The 25679-nt window shown below is 73.1% G+C and carries 28 protein-coding genes and 3 pseudogenes; 13 read left to right on the top strand and 18 right to left on the bottom strand.

Going from position 1 to position 25679, the window contains the following annotated elements:
• Positions 1-42 precede the first annotated feature (42 nt).
• The 15 genes from ABZ154_RS05395 to ABZ154_RS05325 form a co-directional block, all read right to left on the bottom strand.
• Positions 43-264 (bottom strand): hypothetical protein, encoded by a 222-nt coding sequence (locus ABZ154_RS05395; protein WP_356829250.1) that lies wholly within the window; start codon positions 262-264, stop codon positions 43-45.
• Between the two features lie 138 nt (positions 265-402).
• Positions 403-762: an ANTAR domain-containing protein gene (locus ABZ154_RS05390; RefSeq protein WP_356829248.1), complete on the bottom strand. Its 360-nt coding sequence runs from the start codon at positions 760-762 to the stop codon at positions 403-405.
• 483 nt (positions 763-1245) lie between these two features.
• Positions 1246-2142 carry a glycosyltransferase gene (locus ABZ154_RS05385; RefSeq protein ID WP_356829246.1) on the bottom strand — a complete coding sequence of 299 codons (897 nt, stop codon included), beginning with the start codon at positions 2140-2142 and terminating at the stop codon, positions 1246-1248.
• Positions 2139-3029 (bottom strand): glycosyltransferase, encoded by an 891-nt coding sequence (locus tag ABZ154_RS05380; protein ID WP_356829411.1) that lies wholly within the window; start codon positions 3027-3029, stop codon positions 2139-2141. Before ABZ154_RS05380 ends, ABZ154_RS05385 begins: the two co-directional genes overlap by 4 nt.
• Before the next feature lie 49 nt (positions 3030-3078).
• Positions 3079-4092: a glycosyltransferase family 9 protein gene (locus ABZ154_RS05375; RefSeq protein ID WP_356829244.1), complete on the bottom strand. Its 1014-nt coding sequence runs from the start codon at positions 4090-4092 to the stop codon at positions 3079-3081.
• 5 nt (positions 4093-4097) lie between these two features.
• Complete coding sequence (gene rfaE2 / locus ABZ154_RS05370; protein ID WP_356829242.1) at positions 4098-5681, bottom strand: D-glycero-beta-D-manno-heptose 1-phosphate adenylyltransferase; 1584 nt, start codon at positions 5679-5681, stop codon at positions 4098-4100.
• A complete protein-coding gene (locus tag ABZ154_RS05365; protein ID WP_356829240.1) occupies positions 5678-6304 on the bottom strand; it encodes an SIS domain-containing protein in 627 nt (208 codons plus the stop codon). The genes rfaE2 and ABZ154_RS05365 overlap by 4 nt, the downstream gene beginning before the upstream one ends.
• Complete coding sequence (locus ABZ154_RS05360; RefSeq protein WP_356829238.1) at positions 6301-7539, bottom strand: glycosyltransferase; 1239 nt, start codon at positions 7537-7539, stop codon at positions 6301-6303. The genes ABZ154_RS05365 and ABZ154_RS05360 overlap by 4 nt, the downstream gene beginning before the upstream one ends.
• Entirely contained in the window at positions 7536-8498 is a 963-nt protein-coding gene (locus ABZ154_RS05355; RefSeq protein ID WP_356829236.1) for a glycosyltransferase, read from the bottom strand. Before ABZ154_RS05355 ends, ABZ154_RS05360 begins: the two co-directional genes overlap by 4 nt.
• Entirely contained in the window at positions 8495-9502 is a 1008-nt protein-coding gene (locus tag ABZ154_RS05350) for a glycosyltransferase family 9 protein (protein ID WP_356829234.1), read from the bottom strand. Before ABZ154_RS05350 ends, ABZ154_RS05355 begins: the two co-directional genes overlap by 4 nt.
• Positions 9499-10053, bottom strand: coding sequence for an HAD family hydrolase (locus ABZ154_RS05345; RefSeq protein ID WP_356829232.1), 555 nt, complete (start codon positions 10051-10053; stop codon positions 9499-9501). Before ABZ154_RS05345 ends, ABZ154_RS05350 begins: the two co-directional genes overlap by 4 nt.
• Positions 10050-11039 (bottom strand): glycosyltransferase, encoded by a 990-nt coding sequence (locus tag ABZ154_RS05340; RefSeq protein WP_356829230.1) that lies wholly within the window; start codon positions 11037-11039, stop codon positions 10050-10052. The genes ABZ154_RS05345 and ABZ154_RS05340 overlap by 4 nt, the downstream gene beginning before the upstream one ends.
• The gene (locus ABZ154_RS05335) at positions 11036-12670 is read right to left on the bottom strand and encodes a carbamoyltransferase C-terminal domain-containing protein (RefSeq protein WP_356829228.1); all 1635 of its coding nucleotides are present in this window, start codon (positions 12668-12670) and stop codon (positions 11036-11038) included. Before ABZ154_RS05335 ends, ABZ154_RS05340 begins: the two co-directional genes overlap by 4 nt.
• Before the next feature lie 11 nt (positions 12671-12681).
• Positions 12682-13668, bottom strand: a complete 987-nt coding sequence (locus ABZ154_RS05330; RefSeq protein ID WP_356829226.1) for an NAD-dependent epimerase/dehydratase family protein — start codon at positions 13666-13668, stop codon at positions 12682-12684.
• A gap of 316 nt (positions 13669-13984) precedes the next feature.
• The gene (locus ABZ154_RS05325; protein ID WP_356829224.1) at positions 13985-14401 is read right to left on the bottom strand and encodes a CBS domain-containing protein; all 417 of its coding nucleotides are present in this window, start codon (positions 14399-14401) and stop codon (positions 13985-13987) included.
• Between the two features lie 186 nt (positions 14402-14587).
• On the opposite strand from ABZ154_RS05325, the gene ABZ154_RS05320 reads away from it, so the two are divergent.
• From ABZ154_RS05320 to ABZ154_RS05305, 4 genes are all read left to right on the top strand, one after another.
• Positions 14588-14809: a DUF6480 family protein gene (locus tag ABZ154_RS05320; RefSeq protein WP_356829222.1), complete on the top strand. Its 222-nt coding sequence runs from the start codon at positions 14588-14590 to the stop codon at positions 14807-14809.
• Positions 14810-14938: 129 nt separating this feature from the next.
• Positions 14939-15418, top strand: coding sequence for an SRPBCC family protein (locus ABZ154_RS05315; protein WP_356829220.1), 480 nt, complete (start codon positions 14939-14941; stop codon positions 15416-15418).
• A gap of 48 nt (positions 15419-15466) precedes the next feature.
• Positions 15467-17089 carry an NAD(P)/FAD-dependent oxidoreductase gene (locus tag ABZ154_RS05310; RefSeq protein WP_356829218.1) on the top strand — a complete coding sequence of 541 codons (1623 nt, stop codon included), beginning with the start codon at positions 15467-15469 and terminating at the stop codon, positions 17087-17089.
• 286 nt (positions 17090-17375) lie between these two features.
• Positions 17376-17855: an ATP-binding protein gene (locus ABZ154_RS05305; protein WP_356829216.1), complete on the top strand. Its 480-nt coding sequence runs from the start codon at positions 17376-17378 to the stop codon at positions 17853-17855.
• Between the two features lie 106 nt (positions 17856-17961).
• Here ABZ154_RS05305 and ABZ154_RS05300 read toward each other — a convergent pair.
• A pseudogene (locus ABZ154_RS05300) lies at positions 17962-18403 on the bottom strand (sigma-70 family RNA polymerase sigma factor); the annotation flags it as partial.
• Positions 18404-18481: 78 nt separating this feature from the next.
• On the opposite strand from ABZ154_RS05300, the gene ABZ154_RS05295 reads away from it, so the two are divergent.
• The 6 genes and pseudogenes from ABZ154_RS05295 (at position 18482) to ABZ154_RS05270 (ending at position 22130) form a co-directional block, all read left to right on the top strand.
• Positions 18482-19528 (top strand): YihY/virulence factor BrkB family protein, encoded by a 1047-nt coding sequence (locus ABZ154_RS05295; protein WP_356829214.1) that lies wholly within the window; start codon positions 18482-18484, stop codon positions 19526-19528.
• A gap of 155 nt (positions 19529-19683) precedes the next feature.
• Positions 19684-20097 carry a phage holin family protein gene (locus tag ABZ154_RS05290; RefSeq protein WP_356829212.1) on the top strand — a complete coding sequence of 138 codons (414 nt, stop codon included), beginning with the start codon at positions 19684-19686 and terminating at the stop codon, positions 20095-20097.
• Positions 20094-20627 carry a DUF3618 domain-containing protein gene (locus tag ABZ154_RS05285; protein WP_356829210.1) on the top strand — a complete coding sequence of 178 codons (534 nt, stop codon included), beginning with the start codon at positions 20094-20096 and terminating at the stop codon, positions 20625-20627. Before ABZ154_RS05290 ends, ABZ154_RS05285 begins: the two co-directional genes overlap by 4 nt.
• On the top strand, positions 20624-20890 hold the full coding sequence (locus ABZ154_RS05280) for a DUF4235 domain-containing protein (RefSeq protein WP_356829209.1): 267 nt from the start codon (positions 20624-20626) through the stop codon (positions 20888-20890). The genes ABZ154_RS05285 and ABZ154_RS05280 overlap by 4 nt, the downstream gene beginning before the upstream one ends.
• A 483-nt stretch (positions 20891-21373) precedes the next feature.
• Positions 21374-21667 (top strand): annotated as a pseudogene (locus ABZ154_RS05275) (hypothetical protein); the annotation flags it as partial.
• A 106-nt stretch (positions 21668-21773) separates the two neighbouring features.
• A complete protein-coding gene (locus tag ABZ154_RS05270; protein WP_356829207.1) occupies positions 21774-22130 on the top strand; it encodes a hypothetical protein in 357 nt (118 codons plus the stop codon).
• Positions 22131-22146: 16 nt separating this feature from the next.
• Here the strand turns inward: ABZ154_RS05270 and ABZ154_RS05265 are convergent.
• Both ABZ154_RS05265 and ABZ154_RS05260 read right to left on the bottom strand, forming a co-directional pair.
• Positions 22147-22423: pseudogene (locus tag ABZ154_RS05265) on the bottom strand (iron chelate uptake ABC transporter family permease subunit); the annotation flags it as partial.
• Positions 22393-23394: an oxygenase MpaB family protein gene (locus tag ABZ154_RS05260; RefSeq protein WP_356829409.1), complete on the bottom strand. Its 1002-nt coding sequence runs from the start codon at positions 23392-23394 to the stop codon at positions 22393-22395. The pseudogene ABZ154_RS05265 and the gene ABZ154_RS05260, both read right to left, overlap by 31 nt.
• A 92-nt stretch (positions 23395-23486) precedes the next feature.
• Between ABZ154_RS05260 and ABZ154_RS05255 the strand changes: the two genes are divergently transcribed.
• The 3 genes from ABZ154_RS05255 to ABZ154_RS05245 all read left to right on the top strand — a co-directional run bounded on the left by ABZ154_RS05255 (position 23487) and on the right by ABZ154_RS05245 (position 25664).
• Positions 23487-24089: a helix-turn-helix domain-containing protein gene (locus tag ABZ154_RS05255; protein WP_356829205.1), complete on the top strand. Its 603-nt coding sequence runs from the start codon at positions 23487-23489 to the stop codon at positions 24087-24089.
• Between the two features lie 110 nt (positions 24090-24199).
• Entirely contained in the window at positions 24200-25552 is a 1353-nt protein-coding gene (locus ABZ154_RS05250) for an OFA family MFS transporter (RefSeq protein ID WP_356829203.1), read from the top strand.
• A complete protein-coding gene (locus ABZ154_RS05245) occupies positions 25518-25664 on the top strand; it encodes a hypothetical protein (RefSeq protein ID WP_356829201.1) in 147 nt (48 codons plus the stop codon). Before ABZ154_RS05250 ends, ABZ154_RS05245 begins: the two co-directional genes overlap by 35 nt.
• Positions 25665-25679 lie beyond the last annotated feature (15 nt).

Raw genomic sequence — 25679 nt, 5'->3', positions numbered from 1 at the left:
GTCACTGCCCCAATCCGCTGCGGCTTCGTGAGCCATCCGTGCTCAGCGGCCGGAAGAGCCGTCTGGCCGGTTCCGCTCCTCGTCACGAGCCTCGGCCTGGCGGCGTCGGCCCTCGGCGACGCGCTCCGGGTCGGCGAGGGCCTTTCCGTCCGATTCCTTGATCAGTCCGCGGGCCTTGAGCGCCTTGGCCCGCAGCAGCCTGCGCATGTCACGCACGGTGTCCTCCTGAGCGGTCAGCAGCAGTTCGACGGTGGAACGGTTCATCTCTCCTCACAGGGCGGCCGAGCAGCCGGTCGCTGCGGCGCTTGTCTCCCGGGGTTGACCCGGGCGCCGTATGTGTGGAGTGACCCGGAGGCGCGCACGTAAACATGCCTGCGAGCCGTCGGCCCGCGGAAGGGCCGTTCAGCGCACGCGGACGTGCCGGATGGCGGTCTGGAGTGCGCGTCGGGTGGCGGGCGGCAGAGGGGTGCCGTGGAAGCTCTCGACGAGTTGGCGGGCGATCTCCCTCAGTTTGACGTTGCTCTCCTGCGAGGCGTTGACCAGGATCTCCCAGGCCTGCCTGCTGGTGCAGGGCGTGGAGGCGATGAGGACGCCGCGGGCGATGTCGATCACGGGGCGGCTGTTGAGCGCGGCACGCAGGCCTTCGATCTCGCTGCGGAGCTCGGCGATCTCGGCGGCCGGCCCGGGGTCAGGCTCCGCCGGGGCCCCAGGGCCGGACGGTGCGATGCGCATGTCGTGGGCCTGGTCGAGTTTTTCTCGCATGTCTGGATCTCTCCATCCCCGCTCCCCGGGTCCGTGTCGTGTCGAACGCCGGCCGCCGGTCGTCCGGCAGGACGCACCCGTCCCGGATGACGCACTCGTCTGCGTGAAGCCGGAGAGGATGGCCGGGCCCCCTGCGGGGGGCGGCGCAGGGGGCCCACGGCAGGCGCGGCCCGTGGGGCGAGCACACCCGCCGACATACCCCGGGCGCCCAGGACGGCCGGAGGGGTACCACCCGCGGCTGGCTGACTTCCTCGCCCGGCCGACTTGTCGGCGGAAGGACATACGCGGTGTGCCCGGAACGTCCTTCCACCGCACGGAGCATAGGCATGGCGCCGAGGGCACGACGAACCCGACACGCGGCCGTGCGGCGGCGTGATCCGGAGCAACGTTCCTCCCCGCTCGACGGCGTCTCGCGCGCAAGCCCGTCATCCTCCGTGCCGACCGTGGCAGTTCGCACCCGCCGTCGAAGGACGCCGCCTTCGGTCACCCCACGTAGCGGCGCGCCGCCGATGTCCGACGGGCCAGCTCCAGGGTGCGGATACGTGCTTCGAGAGGACGCGGAACGGGTGCGCGCTGCCTGAGCACCCAGGGAAGCCCTGCCGCCGCCTGGGCGAAGGCCCGCAGTGACGTCCGGTCCCGTGGCACCGTACGCACCAGTTCGACGGTCCGGCGGACGGCGGGGATCCAGGGCCGGCGCAGCCAGGTGAACCAGAGAGTGTTCCGCAGGCCCAGGGTCCGCCGTTCGGTGCTGTCCCGGGCGGTGGAGGCCGCGTGGTGGATGAGCAGCTCGGGTACGTAGCTCAGCCACCACCCCCGTCGCAGCAGGTCGGTGGCCAGGAGCTCCTCCTCACCACCCAGCCACAGGCCGGGATGGAATCCGCCAACGGACCGGAAGGCGTCGGTCCGCATCACGGTCGCGGCGGCCAGGAACGAACCGAGGGCGGGGCCCGGCAGCCAGTCGGGGCCGGGCAGCGGGGAATCGCGCAGCTCGGCGACGACGGGGTCCTCCTCCCCCGACGGTTCGACGACGATGCGGGCCGTCACCGCGGCCAGGCGCGGCCGCGGGTCCAGGACGTCGGCGGCGTGCCGCAGGGAGCCCGGCTCCCACCAGGTGTCGTCGTCGCAGAAGGCGACGTACGGGCTGCGCACGTGTTCGACCGCGAGGTTGCGGCCGACGGCCCCCAGGTTGCGGCCGGGGGTCAGCAGCGTCACCTCGGGGTACAGCCGGGCCACTTCCTCGGCGGTGCCGTCCTGGGAGCCGTTGTCGGTGACGACCACCCGGGGGGCCTCGGGCAGGGCTCGCAGGGAACCCAGCGTGCGCAGGAGTTCGGGGCGGCGGTTGTGGGTGATGACCACGACCGTGGTGCGGGGGTCGTTCATGTGCTCGCCTCCTCCTCATCCCTGTGGGCCACGCTCGGACACCTCTCCCTGCTGTGCTTCTCCAGCAGTCGCACCTTCTGTTCGACCTGTGGTGGCAGCCGGCGCCGCCGGCGTACGGCGGCGGGCGCTCTCTCCAGGACTCCACGCAGCGCCGTGGCGGCTCCGGCGTCGCCCCGCGCCGCCGCCGTGCCCAGTGCCACGGTGTGCCGCAGCGCCACGTGCGTCGGACGGCGCAGCCAGGTGGTGAGGAGGGCGTTGCGGCGCAGAAGTGCGGCGCGGCCCGGGCGTTCACCGGGGTCGGGGTGGTGATGGGCGGTCACCGAGGGGTCGTAGGAGACGCCCCAGCCGGCCGCTGCCAGGTCGTAGGCCAGGAGGGTCTCCTCGGCTCCGAAGAAGAGCAGCGGATGGTAACCGCCGACCGCGAGGAAGGCCTCCCGGCGGACGACGCACGCGCAGCCGAGGAAGCCCAGCACCGGGCGGCCCGGCAGGCCCGGTTCCGCCGGGAGCGGGGAGCGGGCCAGCAGCTCGTTCAGCGGGTCCTCCCGTTCCTCGGGGCCGACCAGGCTGCGGGCTGCCAGGAGACCCAGGCGCGGGTGGGCGTCGAGGAGGTCGGCGGCGCGCCGCAGGGCGCCGGGGCGCCACCAGGAGTCGTCGTCGCTGAAGGCGACGTAGGGGGTACGGGCGTGGCCCACGGCGAGGTTGCGGCCGAGGGCACCGAGGTTGCGCCCGGGCGACAGCACGCGGGCGCCGACCGGGTGGGCGCGCAGCGCGGCCCCGACCGCCGGGTCGGTGCCGTTGTCGACCACCACGACCGGTGGCCGCTCGGGCAGCTCCGCCAGCCTACCCAGGGTGAGCAGGGCACTGCGCGGCCGGTCCTTGGTGATCATGGCCACGGTGATCCGCACATCGGCGGCCGCGGCGCCCTCGGCAGCGTACTCAGGCACGGTGGCTCGCCTCCGCGGGCCGCAGGCCGTCGGTCTCTGCCCGGCCTGCGTGCGCGAGGACGGCCGCCAGCACCTCGACGGTCCCGATCCTCAGGAGCGACGGATCGGGTTCGGACCCGTGCGGGTCGCCCGGCGGACCGGGGTGCCAGAGGGCGGTGTGGCGCGGGTCCGCGGGCGGTCCCCACAGCTGCGGTGCCACCGGCCCGAAGAGGGTGACCGACGGCGTGCCGTGCGCGACGGCGAGGTGGGCGGGCCCGGTGTCACCGCTGAGGAGGCACGAGGCGCCGGCGACGAGTGCGGACAGCTCCGCGAAGGGCAGCCCGCCGGAGAGCACGTCCTCGGCGCCCAGCCCGGCGTCCTCGGCCACCCTCTTCGTCAGCTCCTCCTCCCCCGGCCCGCCGGTCACCACGACCCGGCAGTCCGCCGCGACCAGCCGGCGGGCGACCGCGGCGTAGTGGCGGGCCGGCCAGCGTCGGGCGGGCGCCTCGGCCCCGGGGTGCACCACCACGACGCCGGGGGCCGGGGAGGGACGGGAGGGTGGCGGCAGGCGTACGTCGGCGGGGTCCGCCTTGATGCCGTACGCCTCCAGGAGCCGGCACCAGCGTTCACGCTCGTGGTCCTCCCGCCGCCACACGGGCGGCGGGCCGTCGGCCGGGGCGGGGGACGGGGAGGCGTACGAGAGAATCCGGCGCGGTCCCAGTGCGGCGAGCGCCGCGTGGCTTTCCGGCCCGTTGCCGTGCAGGTCGACGGCGACGTCCGGCGGGTCTCCGTGCCAGCCGGTGAGGGTGGGGACCCCGCGTCCGGGCGCCTGGGCCGGGAGGACGGTGTCCACGGTGCCGGTGGCCAGGGCGGCGTCCCGCAGCGACGGAGGAAGGGCGAGGACGATTTCGTGGCCGGGGAAGGCGCGGCGCAGCCCGCGCAGGGCGGGCACCGCGGCCAGCAGATCGCCAAGTCCCAGGGCGCGCAGGACGAGGACGCGGGGCCGGACGGTAGCCTGGCCGGGCACGGTGATCACCTCCGGGCCGTACGGGCGCGCACGGCGGCCCGGTCGGCGGGGTCGACGGCCGCGCGGGCGGCGAGGTCGGTGGTGGAGCGGCCGTCCAGGTAGGGCAGGAGGACGACCTCGCCGCCCCAGCTGCGTACCAGGGAGGCTTCGGGGAGCTGGGCCAGCGCGTAGTCGCCGCCCTTGGCCCAGATGTGCGGGCGCACCTCCTTCAGCAGGCGCTCGGGCGTGTCCTCGTCGAAGACGGCGACGGCGTCGACGCAGCCGAGGGCCAGCAGGACCCTCACCCGGTCGGCGGCCGGGACGAGGGGCCGCGTGGGGCCTTTGCGCCGTCGTACGGAGGCGTCGGAGTTGACGCACACGACGAGGCAGTCACCGATGCGCCGGGCCGCCTGGAGAAGGGCGACATGGCCCGCGTGGAGCAGGTCGAAGCAGCCGCCCGCCGCCACGACGGTGCCGCCCTCCGCGCGGACCCGGGCGGCCAGACCGATCGCGTCCGGGACCTCGGCGGGAGTCTCGGGGGTGGCGGTGGGAGGCGGCGCGTCGAGCGGGACTGCCGTGGCGCCGCCGTCGGACACCTGCCGTGCGACGGCGCGCACAGCGTTGCGCCGGACCGGGTCGGGGTACGCCGCCGACCCTGCGGGGGCGGCGGCCGACGGCGCGTCGAGGCGGAGGGCCGTGGCGCCGCCGTCCGCGACGTACTGCGTGGCGGCGCGCACCGCGCCCTGCACGGCGGCCTCTGGCAGTGCGCCGTCCGCCAGCAGCCCGGCGGCACTCGCGGCGAACCGGTCGCCCGCTCCGCAGGCGTCGCCCGCCGCGGTGCGGGGAGCCGAGACCAGCAGCGGGTCCTCACCGTGGGAGAGCAGCGCGCCGCCCTCGCCCAGGGTCACCGCCACGGAGGTGACGCCCCAGACCCGGACCAGCTCTCGGGCGTCATCGGCCGCGCGGTGCAGGGCGGAGCCGGCATGGTTCAGGGTCCCGGCGGGGTACGGATCCTCACCCCTCCCCTTCGTCGTACGGGCGGCGAAGGCCCGTGCCTCCGCCGCCGACGGGGTGGCGAGCCTGACGCCCTTGACCGGGGGCCCGCCCCGGGGATGCGGGTCCCAGACCACGGGGACGCGGGCGGCGGCCCGGGTGAGGGGCTCCCGGAGCACATCGGCCGCTCCCCGGCCGTAGTCGGCGACCAGGACGGCCCGGGCGGCCTCGATGGCCGCCCGGGCGTCGTCCGTCGCGCCGGACGCGTGGCCCTCGCCTTCGTCCAGCCGGAGCACCGGAACGCCCCGCGCCATCACCCGTGTCTTGCTGGGCACCTGACCGGTGATCGGCAGCTCGACGAGGCGGACGCGGTCCGTGAGGAGACGCCGCAGAGTCTGCCCGGCCTCATCGTCACCCAGCGCCGTGACGAGGGTGACGTCACGGCCGTCGGCGGCGGCGAAGTACGCGGCGAGGGCCGCGCCGCCGGGCCTCGTGGTGCGATGCGCGCCGTGCACCACCGGCACCGGCGCGTCGGGCGCCAGCCGGTCTGCCCGGCCGGAGAGGTCGTGGTCCAGGAGGGCGTCCCCGACGACGAGCAGCGGAGCGGGGCGGCTCACAGGGCCCCCTCTCCGACGGCCTCCGCGGCGGGGTGTCGCTCGGCGACCGCCGGTGCCTCCTCGCAGGCCCGGTCGAACGCCTCGCAGAGCATGTGCACGGCCACGAGGTGCAGTTCCTGCACGGTGGCCGACACGGGGGCGTCCACGCACAGCGCCTCGTCGCAGGCCGCTTCCAGCGGGTTGGGAGCCGGGCCGGTCAGCGCCCAGACGGTCATGCCGATGCGGCGGGCCTCGGCCGCCGCCGACAGCAGGTTGGCGCTGGCTCCGCTGGTGGACAGGAGCATCAGGACGTCGCCGGGGCGGCCGTGGGCGCAGGTCTGCCGGGCGAACACCTCCTGGACGCCGTAGTCGTTGGCGATGGCGGTGGTGGAGGAGGTGTCGGCGTGCAGGGCGAGCGCCGAGTACGGCGGCCGGTCGTCGCGGTAGCGGCCGACGAGTTCGGCCGTCAGGTGCTGGGCCTGGGCGGCGCTGCCTCCGTTGCCGGCGACGAGCAGCCGGGCCCCGCCGCCGAGTCGGTGCGCGAGCTCGGCGCCCCAGCGGTGGACGACGGGTCCCGAGCCCCGGAACGTGGCGAGCGCCTCCATCAGGTCGTCGCAGTGCTGGCCGGGATGGGTGAGGTTCATCGGACGGCTCCCGAGAGTGAGGGGGTGGTGCGCACGGCGCTGTACACGCGGGCGACTCCTTCGGCCACGCGGTCCCAGCTGTAGTGCGCGAGGACGCGTTCACGGCCCGCCTTGCCGTAGCGGGCCAGCCGTTCGGGGTCGTCGAGCAGGGTGCGGATCACCGCCGCGAGGCGGTGGTCCTCTCCGTCGGGCGCCACCAGGGCTCCGGTGACGCCGTCGACGACGGTGTCGAGGTGGCCGCCGACGGCGGTGGCGACCACCGGAGTGCGGCAGGCCATGGCCTCGATGGGCACGATGCCGAAGGGTTCGTAGTCGGGCAGGGAGAGCACCAGGTCCGCGCCGGACATCAGGTGGGGCATCCGGTCGTGGGGCACCGCGCCCAGCAGGGTGACCCGGTCGGCGACACCGTGCTCCTCAGCCACCTTCCGGAGCCGCTCCGCCTCCGGCTCGGCGAAGAGCAGGCCGGCCTCCGGGCCGCCCGCGACGAGCAGTTCGGCGTCGGGCACCTCGGCCAGCGCGCGGATCGCCCGGTCGAAGCCCTTGCGCCTCACCAGTCGGCCGACCGCCAGCAGCCGGCGCGGGCTGGAGGCGGGACGGCGGTCGCTGCCGACCGGCGTGAAATGACGCGGGTCCACCCCACAGGGCACGACGGAGATCCGGTCGCGGGCCACACCCATCGCGGCGAGCTCGGCAACCTCGTCCGCGCAGGTGGCCAGCACCCGCCGACAGGCGCGGCCGACGGCCGCCTCGACCTCCAGGCGCTGGGGCGGGCTGGTGTCCTCGGCACCCTGGTGACGCCTCTTCACCGTGCCGAGCGCGTGGTACGTCTGCACGACGGGGACCCCGAGGCCGCGGGCGCCGCTCAGGGCGGCCGTCCCGGACATCCAGAAGTGGGCGTGGACCACGTCCGGCCGGGCGGCCCGCCAGCGCCGGGCGAGGAAGGACCCGAACTCCGGCATGAAGGCGATGAGTTCGTCCTTGGGCACCCGGGCGGCCGGACCCGCCGGCACATGGACGACCTTCACACCGCCGGGCGTGAGCACCTCCGGGGGCAGACCGGGCGCGTCCCTGCGGGTGTACACGGTGACGTCGTGGCCGCGCAGGGCGAGGTGGTCGGCGAGCTGGGCGACGTACACGTTCTGTCCGCCCGCGTCCGGTCCGCCCAGCTCGGCCAGCGGGCTGGCGTGCTCGGAGACCAGGGCGACACACAGGGAAGCCGGTCGGCCGGTGCTCATCGCGTGACCTCTTTCATCAGGTGTTCCCAGTCATCGAGGAAGCGCTGCACCCCGTACCGGGCCTGTGCGGCGGCCCTGGCCCGCTCCCCCGCGTACCGCGCCTGTCCGGGGTCGGCGAGGAAGGCGCGTACCGCCTCGTCCAGGACATCGGGCCGGTTGGAGACGACCCCGGCGTCGTCGGGCACCGCTTCCCGCACCTCGGTGGTGTCCAGGGCGACGACGGGCATCCCGAGGAACATGGCCTCCAGCAGCGAGAGACCGAGCGAGGTCCAGCGCACCGGGTGGAGGTAGAGGCGGCAGCGGGCCATGGCCGGGTGGAGCTCGCCCTGCGGCAGGTCGCGGGTGCGGCAGCGGTCCGGGTCCAGGCCGAGGTGGGCGGCGAGCCCCTCGGTACGCATCCCGAACACGTCCAGCGGCGAGGACCGGGCGAAGCGGGGCAGCAGGTCGGTCCCGGTCGTACGGCCACGCCGCACGGGCTCGTTGACCACCACCGCCGCCCTCGGCTCGGTGCCGGTCCACAGGGGCCCGGGGTCGATGATGCCGTGTTCGATGACCGTGGCGGGGGCGCGGCCGTTGTTCCACATCAGCCGGTTGAAGTGGGTGACGTGGACGAGGGGGATGTCGTCCCGGTCGGCGAGCGGGTGCCGGGTGTCCACGGGGGTGGCGTCGGGGCTGTTGTGCTCGACGTACACCGCCGGTACGTCGACGCCCGGGCGGCGGCCGGTCCACTCGTGGGCGAGGGCGAGCTCGTGGGGCCGCTGCAGCACCATGAGGTCGATGTCCTGCTCCCGCAGCTCCTGCGGGCTCACCTCGCGGACGTCCGGCGGCCACTGCCAGGTGGCCGCCCGGCCGAGGCCGTCCGGGCCGCGGTCCGGGGTGACGGGCACTAGGTAGGTGTGCGGGCCCTGGACGAACGAGGTGGCCCAGGAGCCGTGGACGTGCCAGATGAGGATGTTCATGCGTGCTCCTCGACGAGTTCGCGGACGGCTCGCACCACGTCCTGGGGGGTGACGTCGTTCAGGCACGGATGCCCCGGGACGGGGCAGTGCCGGGCGCGGCTGTCGGCGCACTTGGCCGACTGGTCGCCGAGCAGGACGGTGGGGACCCCGAAGGGCGCCCAGCGTTCCGCCGGGACCACCGGGGCGAAGAGGGAGACGACAGGGGTGGCGACGGCCGCCGCCAGGTGGGCCGGCCCCGTGTTGCCGCTGACCAGGACGTCGGCGTTGCGCAGGACACCGGCCAGCGTGCGGGGCTCGGTGTGGCCGCCGAGGTCGATCGCCACGTCGCCGCTGACACGCCGGGTGAGACCCCTCTCGTCCGGTCCGCCGGTGACCACCACGCGGTGGCCGGCGTCGGCGAGGTGCTGGACGGCGGCGGCGCAGCGGTCAGGGCTCCAGGCGCGGGCGGGGGCGCTCGCGCCCGGGTGCACGACGACGTAGGGGCCGTTGCCGGTCAGGGAGACGGTGTCCGGTGTCGGCACGACCCGCAGTCCGCCGTCGTCTCCCGGCGGCGGCGCGAAGCCCATGGCCACGGCGGTGTCGAGGGCGGCCTCGGCCTCATGGCGGCCCGGGAGCCGCCGGTGCCGTACGTCGAGGAGGCGGCCCGGGTGGTCCACGCTGTCGGCGCCGATCCGGCGGACCCCGGCCATGCGCAGCAGCAGGGCGGTGGGCAGCGGGCTCTGGTGGAACGAGGTGAGGACCAGGGCGCTGTCGTACGCGGCCTCGCGTATGCGCCCCACGACGGCGTCGATGTCCGCCCGGTCCACGGGCGGCGGCTCGACACCTTCCCAGGGCGCTTCCCAGACGAGTACGTCGTCGACTCCGGGCAGCAGCCGGGCGGCGGGTTCGCCCCGCGGACCGCACAGCAGGGTCACGTGGGAGGCGTGGGCGGCGACCGCCCGGACGGCGGGCCCGGCAAGGAGGACGTCACCGAAGCTGTCCAGCCGTGCGACCAGTGCCTTCATGAGAGGTCCCCCTGCCGTCCCAGGACCATCCGTACGGCCGTCAGCACGTCGGGGGCGGTCCAGCGCTCCGCATCGATCTCGGAGCGCAGGGTCACCGCGTTGGGAACGAGGACTCCGCGGGCTCCAGCGGCCCGGGCCGCGAGGACGTCGGCCCGGATGTCGCCGATCACCACGCAGTCCTCCGGCCGTACGTGGAGCCTGCGGGCGGCTTCCAGGACGAGACCCGGCCGCGGTTTGCGGCAGGCGCAGCGGTCCTCGAAGGTGTGCGGGCAGAACACCCAGGTGCCGAGGGTGCCGAGCAGATCGTCCGCCCGCCGGTTGACCCGTATCACGTCGTGCTCGGTGATGATCCCTCTGCCGACGCCGGACTGGTTGCTGACGACGCCGGTGGGGACGGAACCGGCGCGCAGGAGGTCGGCCGCCTCCCGGGCGCCGGGCAGCAGCCGGACCTTTTCCGGGTCCCCGTTGTAGGGCACGTCCTCCACCAGCGTTCCGTCGCGGTCGAAGAGGACCGCTGCCACCGGGCGGGGCGTCGGGGTTCCGCCGCTCATCGGCCGCCTCCCAGCGGACGGACGGTGCGGTGACGGGCCTGTCCGCCGAGCCAGTGCCAGGTGGCGAGGGGCGGGATGACGGTGCTGGTGGCGGCCATGGTGGCGATCTCGTGGCGGGTCCGGGGCCCGGGGGCGATGCGCGCCCAGGCGAACTCGGCGGTGGCTGCCGCCCACAGCCCGGCTGCCAGGGCGGCGGTCCGGGGCCGACCGGCCACCGCGCAGAGAGCGGCCGCGCCGGCCAGGGCCGTGGTGGCCAGATGGCCGGGGAGGCGGCCCCGGGGTGCCTCGGCGCGGGTCCACCAGCCGGGGCCGTGGAGGCGGTTCATCAGGACGTCGTCGGCGTTGCCGCGCTGGGCGCGGACGGAGGCCCACGGCCCGGCCGGACGGACCGGGTGACGGGTGAGCCGCTCGCCCCGGTGCAGCGACCAGCCCGCGTCCATCATCCGCAGGGCGAGGTCGGCGTCCTCGCGGAAGGCGCGCGGGAACCTCTCGTCGAAGCCGCCCACCTCCTTGAGCGCCGTCGCCCGGTAGGCCATGTCGGCGGTGGCCCAGGCTGCCTGCTCCAGGCCGGCCGTCCCCCGCTCCCAGTCGGTGGGCGCGCGGTCCTCGGGGAGCGGGACGGCCAGCCGCCCCTGGACGCCCCCGGTGGTCCCGTCGGCCGCGGCGAGATCGGTGGCGAGCCGGTCGGCCCAGTCGAGCTCCACCTGGACGTCGTCGTCGAGGAAGACGACCCAGGGGGTGCTCACCACGCGCCAGCCGGCGTTGCGTGCGGCGGCCGGCCCTCTGCCGCCCGTGGCGAGGGAGCGTACGGAGAGGTCTCCGGCCGCCCGCAGCGGCAGGGGACTGCCGGGGGCCGGCCGGTCGTCGACCACGACGACTTCCGTGGGCGGTGGCCCGGCGCAGGCGGCCAGTGCCCGCAGGCAGTCCTCCAGGCATGGCCGTCCGATGGTGGGGACGACGACGGCGTACTCCACGGACCCGCTCATCCGAAGGCCCTCCCCCGCCGTACCGCGAAGGGCCCCAGTGCCAGCAGGTCCACGGGGGCGGACCCGAAGCACTCCAGGGCGTCGCGCGGGTCGTCGACCATGGGCCGGCCCGCCGTGTTCAGGCTGGTGTTGACGACGACGGGCAGGCCGGTGCGCCGCTCGAAGGCGCCGAGCATCCGGGCCACCAGCGGTTCGGTGTGCGCGTCCACCGTCTGGATGCGGGCGGTGCCGTCGACATGGACGACGGCGGGGATGCGGTCGCGCCACTGCTCGGCGACCTCGTGGACGAAGAGCATGTACGGGCTCGGCACAGGGCCGTCGAAAAGCTCCGCCGCCCGTTCCTCCAGCACCATGGGCGCGACCGGACGGAACTCCTCGCGCCCCTTCACCGCGTTCAGCCGCTCCAGGTTCTCCGCCCGTCCGGGGTGCGCCAGCAGGGAGCGGTGTCCCAGGGCCCTGGGACCGAACTCGGAACGCCCCTGGAACCAGGCGACGACACCGTCCCGGCTCAGCTCCTCCGCCACGGTCTCGGCGATGTCCTCGGGCTCCTCGTACGGGACGGCCGCCCGCTCCAACCAGCCGCGCAGCTCGTCGTCGCTCCAGCCCCGGCCCAGCGCGGCCGTCGGCATCGCCTCCACGGGCTCCTTCTCGTTGGCCACATGGAGGGCCGCTCCCAGGGCCGTTCCGGCGTCACCCGCCGCGGGCTGCACCCAGATCTCCCGGAAGGGACTCTCGCGGTGCAGGCGGGTGTTGGCCACGCAGTTGAGCGCCACGCCGCCCGCCAGGGCGAGGACCTCGTCACCCGTGCGGCCGTGCAGCCACCGGGCGAGGTCCAGCATGACGTCCTCCAGGCAGGCCTGGGCGCTGGCCGCGACGTCGGCGTGCTCCTGCGTCCAAGGGGCGTCCGGCGCCCGGCCGGGTACCAGTGACTCCCATGGCACGGGCCGGGCCGTGAAGCCGCCCGCGCCGTCCGCGTGAACGAACTCGCGCAAACGTTCGACGAAGCGCGGCTTCCCGTACGAGGCGAGGGCCATCACCTTGAACTCATCGCTGCTGCGCAGGAATCCGAGGTGCTGGGTGAGGTCCTCGTAGAACAGGCCGACGGAGTCCGGCAGCTTCTGGGAGGCCAGCACAGTCAGTTGGCGGTCCACGTAGCGGCCCGAGAGGTGGGAGCCGCACTCGCCGCGGCCGTCGAGTACGAGGACCGCGCAGTCGGCGTGCGGTGAGGCCTGTCCGGCGGACGCGGCGTGCGCCACGTGGTGGGGGACGAACCGCACCTTGCCCGGGTCCAGTCCCGGCAGGGCCTCGGCGAGGAATTCCGGGGCGCGGCGTGCGTACTCCTGGCGCAGGTGGTCCCACGGGTCGTCCAGGCCCAGCTGCTCCGCCGGAGCGGCGAGGGCGGGGTCGTACGAGTAGGCCACCGCGTCCAGGTCGGCCGGACGCAGTCCTGCCTGCTCCAGGCACCAGTGGGCGCTGAGTTCGGGCAGCTCCCAGGCGGAGAACGGGATCGGGCGCTTGCCGTGCTTGCGGCGGCTGAAGCGCTCCTCCTCCGCGGCGGCGACGATCCGGCCGTCGACGATGAGAGCGGCTGCGGGGTCGTGGAACAGGGCGTTGATACCGAGGACACGCATGGGCACCTCCGTCAGAACCGCGGGGTCTGGGAAACGGTTTCGGGCAGGGCGGAGAAGTACGCGATGGTCCGCTTGATGCCTTCCTCCCAGCCCACCCGCGGTTCCCACCCCAGCAGTTCACGCGCGAGGGTGGTGTCGGGCCTGCGCCGCTCGGGATCGTCCACGGGGCGCTCGACGAAGGAGAGCGGGGAGGCGGACCCGGTCAGGGCGATCACCCGGCGGGCGATGTCCAGGACGGTGACCTCGTCACCTCCGCCGATGTTCACCGGGCGGACCGCCTGGCTGGCCGCCACGAGAAGGACGCCGTCGACGGTGTCGTCCACATAGCAGAGTGAGCGGGTCTGGCTGCCCTCGCCCGCCACCGTCACCGGGTCCCCCGCAAGCGCCTGGCGGACGAAGGTCGGCACGGCACGTCCGTCGTGGGCGCGCATCCGGGGGCCGTACGTGTTGAACATGCGCACGATGCCCGCGTCCAGGTTCCTCGCGCCGACGTGCGCGGTGACCAGCGCCTCGGAGAACCGTTTGGACTCGTCGTACACGCTGCGCGGACCGACCGGGTTGACGTTGCCCCAGTAGTCCTCGCGCTGCGGGTGGACGAGCGGATCACCGTACACCTCGGAGGTGGAGGCGAGCAGGAAGCGGGCGCCGTCGCGGTGCGCGAGGGCCAGCGCGTTACGGGTTCCGAGGCTCCCGACGTCCATGGTCTCCAGCGGGTGGCGCAGGTAGTCGGCGGGCGAGGCCGGACAGGCGAAGTGCAGGACGAGGTCGTAGGGGCCGGGCAGGTGGCCGATCACCGCATCGGAGGAGACGTCGGACCGCACGAAGCGGAATCCGGACCGCCCCATCAGATGAGCGATGTTGCCCTCGGAGCCGGAAAGCAGATTGTCCACGCAGTCGACTTCGACTCCCGAATCCAGCAGCCGTTCGCACAGGTGGGAGCCGAGAAAACCGGCGCCCCCGGTGATGACGGCGCGGCACCAGGGGGCTGGTGTCGTCATCAAAGACATAGGACGGCCTTTCATCCGCGGTGGAGATGGGTCCGACGCCCTGCGCACACCGGACAACAAGCGTGACGCCAGCGGGAGAGTCGCCGCCTCGCGGGCCGTCTCGCAGCGTGCGGCGAAACGGCGGACGAGCGGCGTGGCCGCCGTGTTCCCGACGGCCACGTCTGGCTGAGTTCCCCGGCGAGTACGGTTCACACATCGAATTCAGCTTGCGGTGGCGAACATTCGTTTCCGCTGTCGCATAGGGGCGGCCCGGCCGGGGCACGCCGATGCCCCGGCCCGGCACGAGGAATGAGCACGCGGGGGAAGCTCAATCGGTGGAGAGCACCTCGATGAGGTAGCCCACGTCGGGGTCGGGCAGAGAGCGTGCCACATCGGCGGTGGCGACCATGCCGACGAGGGTGTGCCCGTCGATGACCGGCAGCCGGCGGACCTTGTGCTCCGTCATCGTGCGGAGGATCTCCTCCGCCCGGTCGTCGGCGCCGATGGTGACCGCTTCCCCCTGGGCCAGCTCGCCGGCCGTACAGTCGGCGGGGTCCTTGCCGGCGCCGAGCACCTTGGTCACGATGTCGCGGTCGGTCAGCATCCCCTTGAGCTTGTTGTCCGTACCGCAGATCGGGAGGGCGCCGACACCGAGTTGCGTCAACTTCTTCGCGGCGTCCAGGACGCTCTCGTTCTCGCCGACGCACTCGGTACCGCTGGTCATGATCTCGCGTGCGGTTGCCATGGTCTTTCCCTTCGTAGGTGTGGATCGGTCCGTGGCGCGGCGGGTTCCCCTCTCAGGGCGTTCCTAACGGCTCAGGGCATTTCTCATGCTGTTTCCCCTGTCGGGCCCGCGGGGCGCGTCCCGTGTCCGATGCACCCGTTCGGAGCTTTCGTGGTGCGTCTCGGCCTCAAGGGGTACCCGCAGGACATGAGCACTGGAAACCCCGACCCCGACCCCCGCGACACCCCCGGCCTGGAACCGGGTGGCTCGGTCCCCGCCGGTGAGACTCCCCCCGCCGAGGGCAGCACCTCGGAAGCGGGGCCGCGCCACTCGCCGCCCCGGGGATGGGCCAAAGCGCCGCTGATCGCCATCGTCACGGTCGCCGTACTGGTGGCCGCCTTCTTCCTCGTCTACGCCCTCCTGCTGTGACGGGAGCCCGGTCCCGGCCCCGCGTTTGAACCCCGGCAGCGGTGGTACCCGCCGAGCGGCGGAACGGCCCGGCGCAGGGAACAATTGCAGGCGGGAACAGATCGTCCGCTGTGCGAAGCAAGGAGGATCATGGCCGTACGACACCACCTCATCGACCGGCCGCCGACTGCGGTCTGGTCGGTCCTGGAGGACGAGACCCTGTACGGGGAGTGGGTGGTCGGGACCTCCGGCTCCCGCCCGGACGAGGGTCGCTGGCCCGAGACCGGCGCCTCCATCACCTACCACGTCCACCTGGGGCCCAAGCGGTTCACCGGACGCACGGTCGTCCGGCACATCGACCGGCCGGGCAAGCTGGAGCTGGAGGCGGACGGCGGCCCCTGGGGCACGGCCCGTATCGCCTTCGACATCCGGCCGTGGGGCGAGCGGACCCTCGTGATCGTCGACGAGCACCCGCTGCGCGGCCTCGGCGGCACGCTGCACAATCCCCTGCTGGACACCTTGCTCCAGCTCCGCCACCGCACCATGCTGGCGCGCCTCGCCCGGCTGGTCGAACGCGTGACGGCCCCCGAACCGAACGATGGCCGGCGTGCCACCGCACCGGCCGGCTGATCCCGGGCCTGCGCCTGGTACACGTGCTCCCGGGCGAAGGGCGATGACATGGTCGACGCGGTAGTGATCGGAAGCGGCCCCAACGGCCTGGTGGCCGCCAATGTGCTCGCCGACGCCGGCTGGTCCGTGGAGGTCTTGGAGGAGCAGGACGAGCCGGGTGGTGCGGTCCGCAGTGACCGGGGGGTCCATCCCGCTTACGTCAACGACCTGTTCAGCTCGTTCTACCCGCTGGCGGCGGCCTCCCCCGTGCTGGCGGCGCTGGAACTCGAACGGGAGGGGCTCCGCTGGAGTCGTGCTCCCCGGGTGCTCGCCCATCCGCTGCTGGACGGCAGCTGTGCCGTGCTCGACCGCGACCGGGCGGTCACCGCCGAGGGGCTCGACGGCTTCGCCCCCGGCGACGGGCAGGGCTGGCTGGACCTGTGCGGCATCTGGGACCGGCTGGGCGACGACATCGTCTCCTCCCTTTTCGCCCCGTTCCCGCCGGTCCTCGCCGGCGGGAAGCTGCTCGCCCGGCTGCGGGCGGCGGGCGGGCTGCGGCTCGCCCGCAGCCTTCTCCTTCCCGTACGCAGGCTCGGCGAGGAGGAGTTCACCGGCGAGGGCGGCCGACTCCTGCTGGCCGGGAACGCGCTGCACGCGGATCTGGCGCCCGAGGCGGCGGGCAGCGGTGGCTACGGCTGGCTGATGTCCATGCTGGGGCAGGCCCACGGCTTCCCGGTTCCGGTCGGGGGCGCCGGTGCGCTCACCGCAGCCCTGGTACGCCGGTTGGAGGCACGTGGAGGAAGGCTGAGGTGCGGGCAGCGGGTGAGCGAGGTCGTCGTACGGCAGGGCCGTGCCGTAGGGGTGCGTACCACGTCCGGGGACGCGGTCCCGGCCCGCCGGGCGGTGCTCGCCGATGTGTCCGCCCCCAGCCTGTACGGATCGCTGGTCGCCACGGAGCATCTGCCGGACCGGCTCCTCGACGACATACGGCGGTTCCAGTGGGACTTCGCCACGTTCAAGGTGGACTGGGCACTGAACGGCCCCCTCCCGTGGGACAGCCCGGCAGCGGCCACGGCCGGGACCGTGCATCTGGCGGAAGGCGTCGACGAACTCAGCCGGTGGGCCTCCCAGATCGCACGCGGCCTGATCCCGGACCGCCCCTTCCTCCTCGTCGGGCAGATGACCACGGCTGACGCGACACGTTCGCCGCAGGGCACCGAATCGGCCTGGGCCTACACCCATGTCCCCCACAGCGTGAAGGCGGACGCCGGGGCGGACGGCCTGTCCGGGGCCTGGGACCGGGCGGAGCAGGAGAGGATGGCGGACCGGGTGGAGGAGCAGGTGGAGCGGTACGCTCCCGGCTTCCGCGGCCGGGTCCGGGCCCGGCGGATCCTGGCACCGGCCACGCTCCAGGCGGCGGACCGCAATCTCCACCACGGCGCGATCAACGGGGGCACAGCCGCGATGCACCAGCAGTTGGTGTTCCGCCCGGTGCCGGGCACGGGCCGCCCCGAGACCCCGGTGAAGGGGCTGTACCTGGCCTCGGCCTCCGCGCACCCCGGTGGCGGCGTCCACGGCGCCCCCGGCGCCAACGCGGCCCGGGCCGCTCTCCGTTCCACCCGCGCCACCGCGACGGTCCTGTCCGCCGCGCAGCGGATGACGAGCCGTCGGGGGCGGCGCGGGGAGGCGTGAGGGGCACGGGCTGCGGTGGTCCCCCGCTCCCCCGGACGACACCCTGGCGCGCGTGACGGCAGCCGACTCAACCCCTTCGGGCGGCCCGCGGCCCGGACAGCACCGCGAGGCGAAGCCCACGGGCCGCGGGAAGCGGCAGCCCGGCCGTCGTGTCTCCGGCGCGAGGACCGCGGCCTGGACGCGGCGTCCTCCCGGGACTGAAACGTTCGGCAGCGGGTAGGCGGGTGGTGTTTGAGGGCTGTGTGGTGCAGCCGAGCCGACGGGGGGACATGACGTGGAACTGCTGATGGCGGACCGAGAGACCGGACAGGACCGGCCGGCGGTGGGTACGGGCACCGTGCTGGGCAGTGCCGCGTATGACATGGCTTCGGGCGAGATCGCCCGGGCCAGGGGCTTCGTCCGGGAGTTCCTGACGGACGCGCGGTCGCTGCACGGACTGCACGTGTCCGCGCGGGCGATGGATGTCGCGCAGCTGGTGGTGAGCGAGCTGGCCACCAACGTGTGCAAGTACGCTCCGGGCCCGTGCCTGCTCGACCTCGAAGCGGGCGACAGCGGGCTGGTCATCACGATGTGGGACACGGGCTCGGTGCTGCCCACCAGTCGGCAGGCCGACCCGACGCGCACGGGGCAGCACGGACTCGAGATCGTTCTCGCGGTCTGCGAGAGCTTCGAAGTGCGCCGTGAACCCGTGGGCAAGCGCGTCCGCGTGCGGATCTCGCTGCTCGACGCACCGCACGGTGACGCGGTCGGCCACTCGTCCTGGTAGAGCTCTGTCCTGCGGGACTCCGCAGGGTTCTCCCCCCGCACACAGCGGCCCGGCAGCGCGTCACAGCGGCTGCCGGGCCGCTGTGACGCGCTGCGCTGCCGATGGCTCAGCTCCGGGTGAGGCTGCCTGTCCTCAGCGTGGTGAGGAGCCGGGCCGGAAGCCGGAAGACATGCGTCTGGGAGATGCCCAGGTGCCCGCCGGTCTGAGCCCGGGTCATCTCCTGGCCGAACCGCATCCGGACGATCTCACGGCCGCGGGGCTCCAGGGTCTCGCGGAGCGGGGCTCTCCTCCTCGCCGATCCCCAGGTGATCGGCGAGTTCCGCGGCGCGGGGGTCGCGGCCCAGGGCGGAGGTGAGCTCCTTCCTGGCCCTGGCCAGGGCCACCCGCAGCTCCTGCAGGCGCCGGGGCACATGGACGGACCAGGTGGAGTCCCGGAAGAGGCGTTTGGTCTCGCCGACGATGTACGGGATCGCGAAGGAGGTGAACTCGACCTCGCGCGACAGCTCGAAGCGGCCGATCGCCTTGATCAGGCCGATGGTGCCGACCTGTGAGCAACGGCGATCAGGAGTCCGCCGGGTCCGGCACCTCACGCACATGAGTACCGCTGTGGTGGAAACCCGCTGGGCATGACGGACACACCGAAGCCGGGACCCGGCAAGGAACACGAGCGCCGGAACGTGGAACGAGAGAGCGGAGCGGGACCTGATCAACAGGTGGAGGAGCGGGCGCCGGACCAGCCGGCCGAGCTGTCCCGGCGATCCTGGACGGCAGTGCTGCGCGGCACCGTGAAGGAATTCAAGGACGACGAACTCGCCGACCGGGCAGCCGCGCTGACGTACTACGGGGTGCTGGCGCTGTTCCCCGCCCTGCTGGTGCTGGTGTCCCTGTTGGGCGTGGCGGGCGAGTCCGCCACCCGGCAGGTCCTGAAGAACCTGCAGAAGTTCACACCCGGCTCCGCCCGGGACGTCGTCAGTGATGCCGTGGAGCAGCTCCAGGGCAACGCCGGTGTCGGTTCGTTCATGGCGATCGTGGGTCTGGCCGTCGCGGTGTGGTCGGCCTCCGGTTACGTCGCCGGGTTCGTCCGTACCTCGAACGCCGTCTACGACATGCCGGAGGGCCGACCGGTGTGGAAGGTCCTGCCGCTGCGCCTGGCCCTGACCGTGACGCTGATGGTCCTCGCGTGTGCCAGCGCGCTCATCGTGGTCTTCTCCGGGGGTCTGGCACGGCAGGCCGGTGCCGCCCTGGGGATCGGGGACACTCCCCTGACCATCTGGTCGATCGCGAAGTGGCCGGTCCTGGTCCTGCTCGTCACCGTCATGATCGCGGTCCTGTACTGGGCCGCGCCGAACGCCAAGGGGCGCGGGTTCAAGTGGGTGACGCCAGGTAGTTTCCTGGCCCTGGTGATCTGGCTGGCCGCATCGGCCGGCTTCGCCTTCTACGTCGCGCACTTCGCCTCGTACAACAAGACCTACGGCACCCTCGCCGGCGTGGTCGTCTTCCTGGTGTGGCTGTGGATCACCAACCTGGCCATCCTCCTGGGGCTGGAGTTCGACGCCGAGATGGTCCGCCAGCGTGCGATCGCCGGCGGCCACCCGGAGGACGAGGAGCCGTACGTGGAACCACGTGACACCCGCGCCTGGAGCGACGGGGACCGCCGGCGCATGGAGCAGTGAGTGGCGTCCGTTCTTCGCAGGATGGATGCCGCCGCCGTTGCCGGGTAGCCGGACGACGACGGCGTACACATCCGGACGAGGGTGTTCCGTCGCGGCGGCCCACGTCTTCCGCGACGATTCCGACCGATCGAGGAGGAGAGCAAGGTGACCTCATCATGAGCACAGCAGGGCGGGACGCCCACACCACCGGCGAACCGGTGGGCGCCCTGGTTTCGCGTGCCTCACAGCAGATCTCGGAGCTGGTCCGAGAGGAAATGCAGCTGGCACGTTCGGAGATGACGCAGAAGGGCAAGCGGTTCGGGAAGGGCGGCGGCCTCTTCGGCGCCGCGGGTCTCGTCGGCATCCTGGCGGCCCAGGCCCTGGTGGCGACCTGCATCGCCGCACTCGCCCTGGTGCTGCCCCTCTGGGCGGCAGCGCTCATCGTCACGGCCGTGCTGGCGGCGGTGGCCGGTGTGGCCGCCCTGGCGGGGAGGAAGCAGATCGCCCGAGCGGGTACCCCCGCACCCGAACAGACCATCGACAGCGTCAAGGCCGATCTGGCCGAGGTCAAGGAGAAGGCTCACCGATGAATGACGAATCGCAGAACAAGATGGGCACGCCCACCCCTGAGGAGCTGCGTGAGCGGGTCGAGCGGACGCGCGACGAGCTCGGGCAGACCGTCGAGGCGCTGGCGGCCAAGGCTGACATCAAGGCGCAGGCGAAGGAGAAGACCGCAGCCGTCAAGGAGCAAGCAGCGGTCAGGACCGCGGTGGTCAGGGATCAGGCAGCTGAGAAGACCGCGGTGATCAGGGAACAGGCCGCTGAGAAGGCGGCGGTGGCCTCCGGCCAGATCCGTGAGAAGACGGAGCAGGCCGCGCAGTTGGTGAAGGACAGGACGCCGGACGCCGTGCTGGAGAAGACGGCACAGGCAGCCGCGCAGGTGCGCGAGAGCGCGGCCCAGGCCCGGCGGTACGCGGCGGAGAAGACCCCCGATCCGCTGCTGGAGAAAGCGGACCGGGCCGCCACGGCCGCCCGCGCCAACCGCACCCCGCTCATCGCGGGCGGTGCGCTGCTGGTCGCCTTTCTGCTGATCCGTCGTAGCCGGGGGCGTAACCGATGAAGGCGTTCCGGATCGCGTACAAGCCGGTAGGGCTCGCCCTGGGTGCCGTCGGCGGCATGCTGGCGGGCGCCGCGTTCAAGCAGACGTGGAAGCTCGTCGAAGGCGAGGGCGACGCCCCTGACGCCCTCGACGAGGACCGTCCGTGGCGGCAGATCCTCCTCGCCGCCGCCGTACAGGGCGCGATCTTCGCCGTGGTCAAGGCAGCGGTCGAACGTTCGGGCGCCCAGGCGACCCGGCGCGTCACGGGCACCTGGCCGGCCTGACCCGCCGCGGTGCCGGTCCTCCCGAGGACGGGCCGGCACCGCCCCGGCGGCAAGCGGGGGGCACGGATCAGGCGCTGAGCATCTGGAGAGGGACCTCTACGGCGCCGGAGGACAGCGTCCGCGGCAGCTCGGGCTGGGGCATCGCGCGGCAGACGACCCGTCGCACCATCTGAAGGGGCGGGGAAGCCGGGCCTGGCAGAGACCGTCGCCACCGGACGTACCTGCCCCCGCTGAACGGCGATGAGCGGAGCCGCAGGCAAGCGCACCTCGAACGGCGTCAGCTCAGCCTCCCAGCGGAGTCTGCCTCCCTCTGAACATCGCTCCCCCCTGAACCGAGCCGTCCGCGGCTTCCGCTGCCGTGGCTGAACCACCGCTGTCTTTCCGCGTATCGGCGATATCCCTCTCGCGCCTCGCGCCGGACACGTGCTCCGTGGCAGAGGGCGCGACCGCAGACGCACAGCACGCGGTGACAGCGACGAGCTGCCTTCGCTCCGGCTGCGCCGGGCGGCGGCCCTCGGACAGTGGGTGGCCCCGGGCCTGACCACCGTGGCACTCCCGGTCCTGGCCTTCGTCTCGGCCCGGGACGGGCAGGCGTGGACCTCGATCGTCCGCTGCCAGGTCACCGGCGGCACCCGGGCCGAGAACAACCGCCTGATCGAGCTGAGCCGCAAGGGCAACGGCGTCGTGGGCTGGAACCTGGACACGGCGGGGCTCTCCAACGGCCTGGGGTGCACGGGTGAGGACCTGTACGTGCGTGAGCCCTGGGGGCGCGGCTGAGCCGCCGTGCCACGTCACGCCTCGGTTCACCCCAATGCAGCATTCCCCCCGGCGGAAGAGATCGTTGTGCGGGGTGCAACGACGGACAGCATATTTCGTTTCGAATGTGACGACTTCCGAGGCCGTGCTGCGGGACGACGCAGGAAAAGAGGAGCAGATGTACGAAGGAAGCATTCCGCTCGAGGACTTCCTCGACACCATGAACCGGCTCCAGGCCGACTTCGAGCGACGACTGGGAGGCATCGAACGCAAGGCGCTGCCGACACCCTTGACGCACGTGCACTCGCAGGAACGTTCCAGCTCGTCGCAGTGGGCACCGGAGGACGGCTACCGTCCGCTCGGCATCGAGGCCATCTGGACCGCCTCCCGCGAATCATCGGATGATCGTCGGAGCAGGCCGAGCACCCCGAGCACTCAGCCGAAACGCTCCTCCCCCCGCGCCTGGGGTGCTCCTGCCGACTGACCGCTGCGGAAAGACGTCACTTCCCCCCACGTCGGGCCCGCACCAGCAGGACCAGCAGATACCCCCGCCGACGCACACGGTGACCGCGCCCGTCGGCAGCGACACGCCCGCAATCGCATGCTGCGCCACGAGGTCGGCGCGAGCAGCAGGAGCGCGCCCGCGAGCGCCGCACCGGCGAGGCCGACCGTCGCGCGTCCGGTGAGACGGCAGGCGATCTGCGGCGCTGCCAGGGCGACGAAGCCGATGGGGCCCGCCGCGGCGGTCACCGCGTCCGTCGCGGCCACCCCGAGGACGTCGGTACGTAGTGCTGCGGGAGCCCGCGCCGCTCTTCCGGCGGCAGGTTCCGGGCGGGCGTCTCCACCGGGCCCGCCACCGACCGGCCACGCTCGCGGTCCCAGCCCGCACGCGCGCGCGGGTGGAACCGGCGCCGCTCGGGAACGCACTGCCAGGCGTGGTGCACCAGCCGTCCCAGTGCGCGCAGCAGCCGCTCGTCGTGGGACGTCCAGCGAAGCCCGAGGCGCTCGCGGACGGCGGGCGGATACAGACCGACCGTCATCCACAGCGTCAGCCGGACGACCGGGATCCGGACGAGGGCCCACAGCGGCGACGGCAGGAGCCGCAGGGCGGGCGGCCGGGCGATACGTCGCATGTTCAGGACGTCCCGGGTCGGCCGGTTGTCCTCCAGGACGTCGGCGCACATGTGGTCCCAGTACCTCTGGAACTCCTCCCAGCTGCGGGGGACGGGCTTCATGGACAGGCCGTACAGCGCGTACCAGCGGACGTGCTCGTCGAAGAGCGTGTATCGCTGGGCCTCGGTGAGGCCGCCGCCGAAACGCTCGGCCACCTGCACGGTCAGCATGAAGAACGTGGCGTGCGCCCAGTAGAACGTGCCCGGGTCGAGCGCGTGATACGGGCGGCCGCGCTCGTCGGCCCCGCTGACCGAGGCGTGGTAGCCGCGCACTTCGCGGGCCGTACGGGCGGCGAGCGGGCCGTCGTAGACCACTCCCCCGATCGGGTACAGAGAGCGGAAGAGGCGCTGCCAGCGCTCCTCGAAGAAGCGGGAGTGCTCGGCGACACCCGCGCCCAGTTCGGGGTGCATGTTCTGCATCGACCCGGCCCAGGGGGCGAGGAGGAGGGCTCTCCAGTCGCCGAACCAGCGCCAGGTGAGGGAGTCGGGGCCGAGGGGTTCGGGGGTTGACGGGCCGGTCGGGCCCCGACCGCTCGGGGCCGGGCCAGGAGCCGATGTTTCCACGTGCGCCTCCACTCTGAGGACACCTGTCATCACAGGGAAAGGTAAAATGTGAGGACGCCTGTCGTCAATGGGTCGGCACGCAACAGAGCGGCGAGGAAGTCGAGTTGGCCGAGCGGAGCTGGGGCGGGACCAAGCTCGCCGATCGTCGCGCGGCCCGTCGGCAGATCCTGCTGGACACCGCCGAGCGCCTGGCCGGCGAGGAGGGGTGTGCGGCCGTCACGGTCCGGTCCGTCTGCAGACGGGCGCGCCTGACGGACCGCTACTTCTACGAGAGCTTCACAGGGCGCGACGACCTGCTCCTCGCCGCCTTCGAACGGGTCGCCGGCGAGGCCAGGAACGCCCTGGAGAAGGCCGTGTCGCTCAGCGGTCCACCGCTGGAAGACCGGGCCCGGGCCGCCGTCGCCGCCTTCGTCGCCCTGGTCCTGGACGCGCCGCACAAGGGCCGCCTGCTCCTCCTGGAGCCCTTCGCCGACCCGGTTCTCGGGGCCCACAGCCACCGGCTCATGCCGGTGTTCACCGACCTCGTCGGCGGTCAGCTCGCCGGTACGGGGGACGCCGTCGACCGCCGGATGGCCGCGCACGCCCTGGTCGGCGGCCTGGCGAACCTCTTCGCGGGGTGGCTGCACGGCACGCTCGACGTGCCACGCGAGCGGCTGGAGGCGCACTGCGTGGAACTGGTGCTGGCGGCGACGTCGCCCCGGGGATAGCCCTCCCCTGGTGCGAGACGCGTACGCCTGCCGTCACATAGAACGAACACGGTAAAAGATTAAACAACGACCTTCTCAACCACTTTCCCACTCAGTACGGTTGGGGACCCATGAGTCCCCCCATCGCCCCCGTGGGCTGGAGTCGCTGGCTGGTGCCGCCCGCGGCCCTCGCGATCCACCTCTCCATCGGCCAGGCCTACGCCTGGTCCGTATTCAAACCCCCGCTGGAAGACGCCCTCGGCCTCAGCGGCACGCAGAGCGCACTGCCCTTCCAGCTGGGCATCGTCATGCTCGGCCTCTCCGCCGCCTTCGGCGGCACCCTCGTGGAGCGCCGAGGACCGCGCTGGGCCATGACGGTCGCCCTCGTATGCTTCTCCTCCGGCTTCCTGCTCTCCGCTCTCGGCGCCGCGACCGGGCAGTTCTGGCTGATCGTGTTCGGGTACGGCTTCGTCGGAGGGATCGGCCTCGGTATCGGCTACATCTCGCCCGTCTCGACGCTGATCAAGTGGTTCCCCGACCGTCCCGGCATGGCCACGGGCATCGCCATCATGGGTTTCGGCGGCGGCGCGCTGATCGCCTCGCCCTGGTCGGCCCAGATGCTGGAGTCCTTCGGCAGCGACGGCTCCGGCATCGCGCTGGCCTTCCTCGTCCACGGCCTGTCCTACGCCGTCTTCATGCTGCTCGGCGTCCTGCTGATCCGGGTGCCCCGCCCGAGCGGCGAGGAGCGGGGGGCGGCCGATCACACCGCGGCGCCGAAGGGACCCCAGGTGCCGGCGCGTCAGGCTCTGCGCACCCCGCAGTTCTGGCTGCTGTGGGTGGTGCTCTGCATGAACGTCACCGCCGGCATCGGCATCCTGGAGAAGGCCGCGCCGATGATCGCGGACTTCTTCGCGGACACCCCCACACCCGTTTCGGCGACGGCCGCCGCCGGTTTCGTCGCCCTGCTGTCCGCGGCCAACATGGCCGGCCGCATCGGCTGGTCCTCCACGTCCGACCTGATCGGGCGCAAGAACATCTACCGCGTCTACCTCGGCGCGGGCGTCCTCATGTACGCGCTGATCGCGCTGGTGGGCAGCTCCTCCAAGCCCTTGTTCGTCCTGTGCGCTCTGGTCATCCTCTCCTTCTACGGCGGTGGCTTCGCCACGATCCCCGCCTATCTCAAGGACCTCTTCGGCACCTACCAGGTCGGTGCGATCCACGGTCGGCTCCTCACCGCCTGGTCCAGCGCCGGTGTTCTGGGGCCGCTCATCGTGAACTGGATCGCCGACCGGCAGGAGGCGGCCGGGAAGCACGGCGCGGAGCTGTACGGGACGTCGCTCTTCATCATGATGGGCTTGCTCGTCGTCGGCTTCCTGGCCAACGAGCTGGTCCGTCCGGTGCACCCGTCCCACCACCTCGACGCCGTCTCACAGGAGAAGGGAGCGCCCGATGTCCGACGACGCCGTCAGTCAGAGCCCGCCTGAGGTGAAGGACCGGCGGCCGCTGATCGCCTTCACCTGGGTGTGGGTGGGTGCCCCGCTCGCGTACGGGCTGTACGAGCTGTTCCGCAAGGCGACCCAGTTGTTCACCGACTGAACCGCCGCCGTCGGC

It is taken from the genome of Streptomyces sp. NPDC006261 (genome assembly GCF_040613515.1).
GTDB lineage: Bacteria > Actinomycetota > Actinomycetes > Streptomycetales > Streptomycetaceae > Streptomyces.
Note: the sequence above shows the minus strand (reverse complement) of the source record. Positions and strands in the feature narration are given on the sequence as shown.

What these genes read in the sequence shown, in the direction of transcription:
- ABZ154_RS05395 (WP_356829250.1), bottom strand. Translation starts at nt 264, where the DNA reads ATGAACCGTTCCACCGTCGAACTGCTGCTGACCGCTCAGGAGGACACC.
- ABZ154_RS05390 (WP_356829248.1), bottom strand. Translation starts at nt 762, where the DNA reads ATGCGAGAAAAACTCGACCAGGCCCACGACATGCGCATCGCACCGTCC.
- ABZ154_RS05385 (WP_356829246.1), bottom strand. Translation starts at nt 2,142, where the DNA reads ATGAACGACCCCCGCACCACGGTCGTGGTCATCACCCACAACCGCCGC.
- ABZ154_RS05380 (WP_356829411.1), bottom strand. Translation starts at nt 3,029, where the DNA reads ATGATCACCAAGGACCGGCCGCGCAGTGCCCTGCTCACCCTGGGTAGG.
- ABZ154_RS05365 (WP_356829240.1), bottom strand. Translation starts at nt 6,304, where the DNA reads ATGAACCTCACCCATCCCGGCCAGCACTGCGACGACCTGATGGAGGCG.
- ABZ154_RS05360 (WP_356829238.1), bottom strand. Translation starts at nt 7,539, where the DNA reads ATGAGCACCGGCCGACCGGCTTCCCTGTGTGTCGCCCTGGTCTCCGAG.
- ABZ154_RS05355 (WP_356829236.1), bottom strand. Translation starts at nt 8,498, where the DNA reads ATGAACATCCTCATCTGGCACGTCCACGGCTCCTGGGCCACCTCGTTC.
- ABZ154_RS05350 (WP_356829234.1), bottom strand. Translation starts at nt 9,502, where the DNA reads ATGAAGGCACTGGTCGCACGGCTGGACAGCTTCGGTGACGTCCTCCTT.
- ABZ154_RS05345 (WP_356829232.1), bottom strand. Translation starts at nt 10,053, where the DNA reads ATGAGCGGCGGAACCCCGACGCCCCGCCCGGTGGCAGCGGTCCTCTTC.
- ABZ154_RS05340 (WP_356829230.1), bottom strand. Translation starts at nt 11,039, where the DNA reads ATGAGCGGGTCCGTGGAGTACGCCGTCGTCGTCCCCACCATCGGACGG.
- ABZ154_RS05335 (WP_356829228.1), bottom strand. Translation starts at nt 12,670, where the DNA reads ATGCGTGTCCTCGGTATCAACGCCCTGTTCCACGACCCCGCAGCCGCT.
- ABZ154_RS05330 (WP_356829226.1), bottom strand. Translation starts at nt 13,668, where the DNA reads ATGACGACACCAGCCCCCTGGTGCCGCGCCGTCATCACCGGGGGCGCC.
- ABZ154_RS05325 (WP_356829224.1), bottom strand. Translation starts at nt 14,401, where the DNA reads ATGGCAACCGCACGCGAGATCATGACCAGCGGTACCGAGTGCGTCGGC.
- ABZ154_RS05320 (WP_356829222.1), top strand. Translation starts at nt 14,588, where the DNA reads ATGAGCACTGGAAACCCCGACCCCGACCCCCGCGACACCCCCGGCCTG.
- ABZ154_RS05315 (WP_356829220.1), top strand. Translation starts at nt 14,939, where the DNA reads ATGGCCGTACGACACCACCTCATCGACCGGCCGCCGACTGCGGTCTGG.
- ABZ154_RS05310 (WP_356829218.1), top strand. Translation starts at nt 15,467, where the DNA reads ATGGTCGACGCGGTAGTGATCGGAAGCGGCCCCAACGGCCTGGTGGCC.
- ABZ154_RS05305 (WP_356829216.1), top strand. Translation starts at nt 17,376, where the DNA reads ATGGCGGACCGAGAGACCGGACAGGACCGGCCGGCGGTGGGTACGGGC.
- ABZ154_RS05295 (WP_356829214.1), top strand. Translation starts at nt 18,482, where the DNA reads ATGACGGACACACCGAAGCCGGGACCCGGCAAGGAACACGAGCGCCGG.
- ABZ154_RS05290 (WP_356829212.1), top strand. Translation starts at nt 19,684, where the DNA reads ATGAGCACAGCAGGGCGGGACGCCCACACCACCGGCGAACCGGTGGGC.
- ABZ154_RS05285 (WP_356829210.1), top strand. Translation starts at nt 20,094, where the DNA reads ATGAATGACGAATCGCAGAACAAGATGGGCACGCCCACCCCTGAGGAG.
- ABZ154_RS05280 (WP_356829209.1), top strand. Translation starts at nt 20,624, where the DNA reads ATGAAGGCGTTCCGGATCGCGTACAAGCCGGTAGGGCTCGCCCTGGGT.
- ABZ154_RS05250 (WP_356829203.1), top strand. Translation starts at nt 24,200, where the DNA reads ATGAGTCCCCCCATCGCCCCCGTGGGCTGGAGTCGCTGGCTGGTGCCG.
- ABZ154_RS05245 (WP_356829201.1), top strand. Translation starts at nt 25,518, where the DNA reads ATGTCCGACGACGCCGTCAGTCAGAGCCCGCCTGAGGTGAAGGACCGG.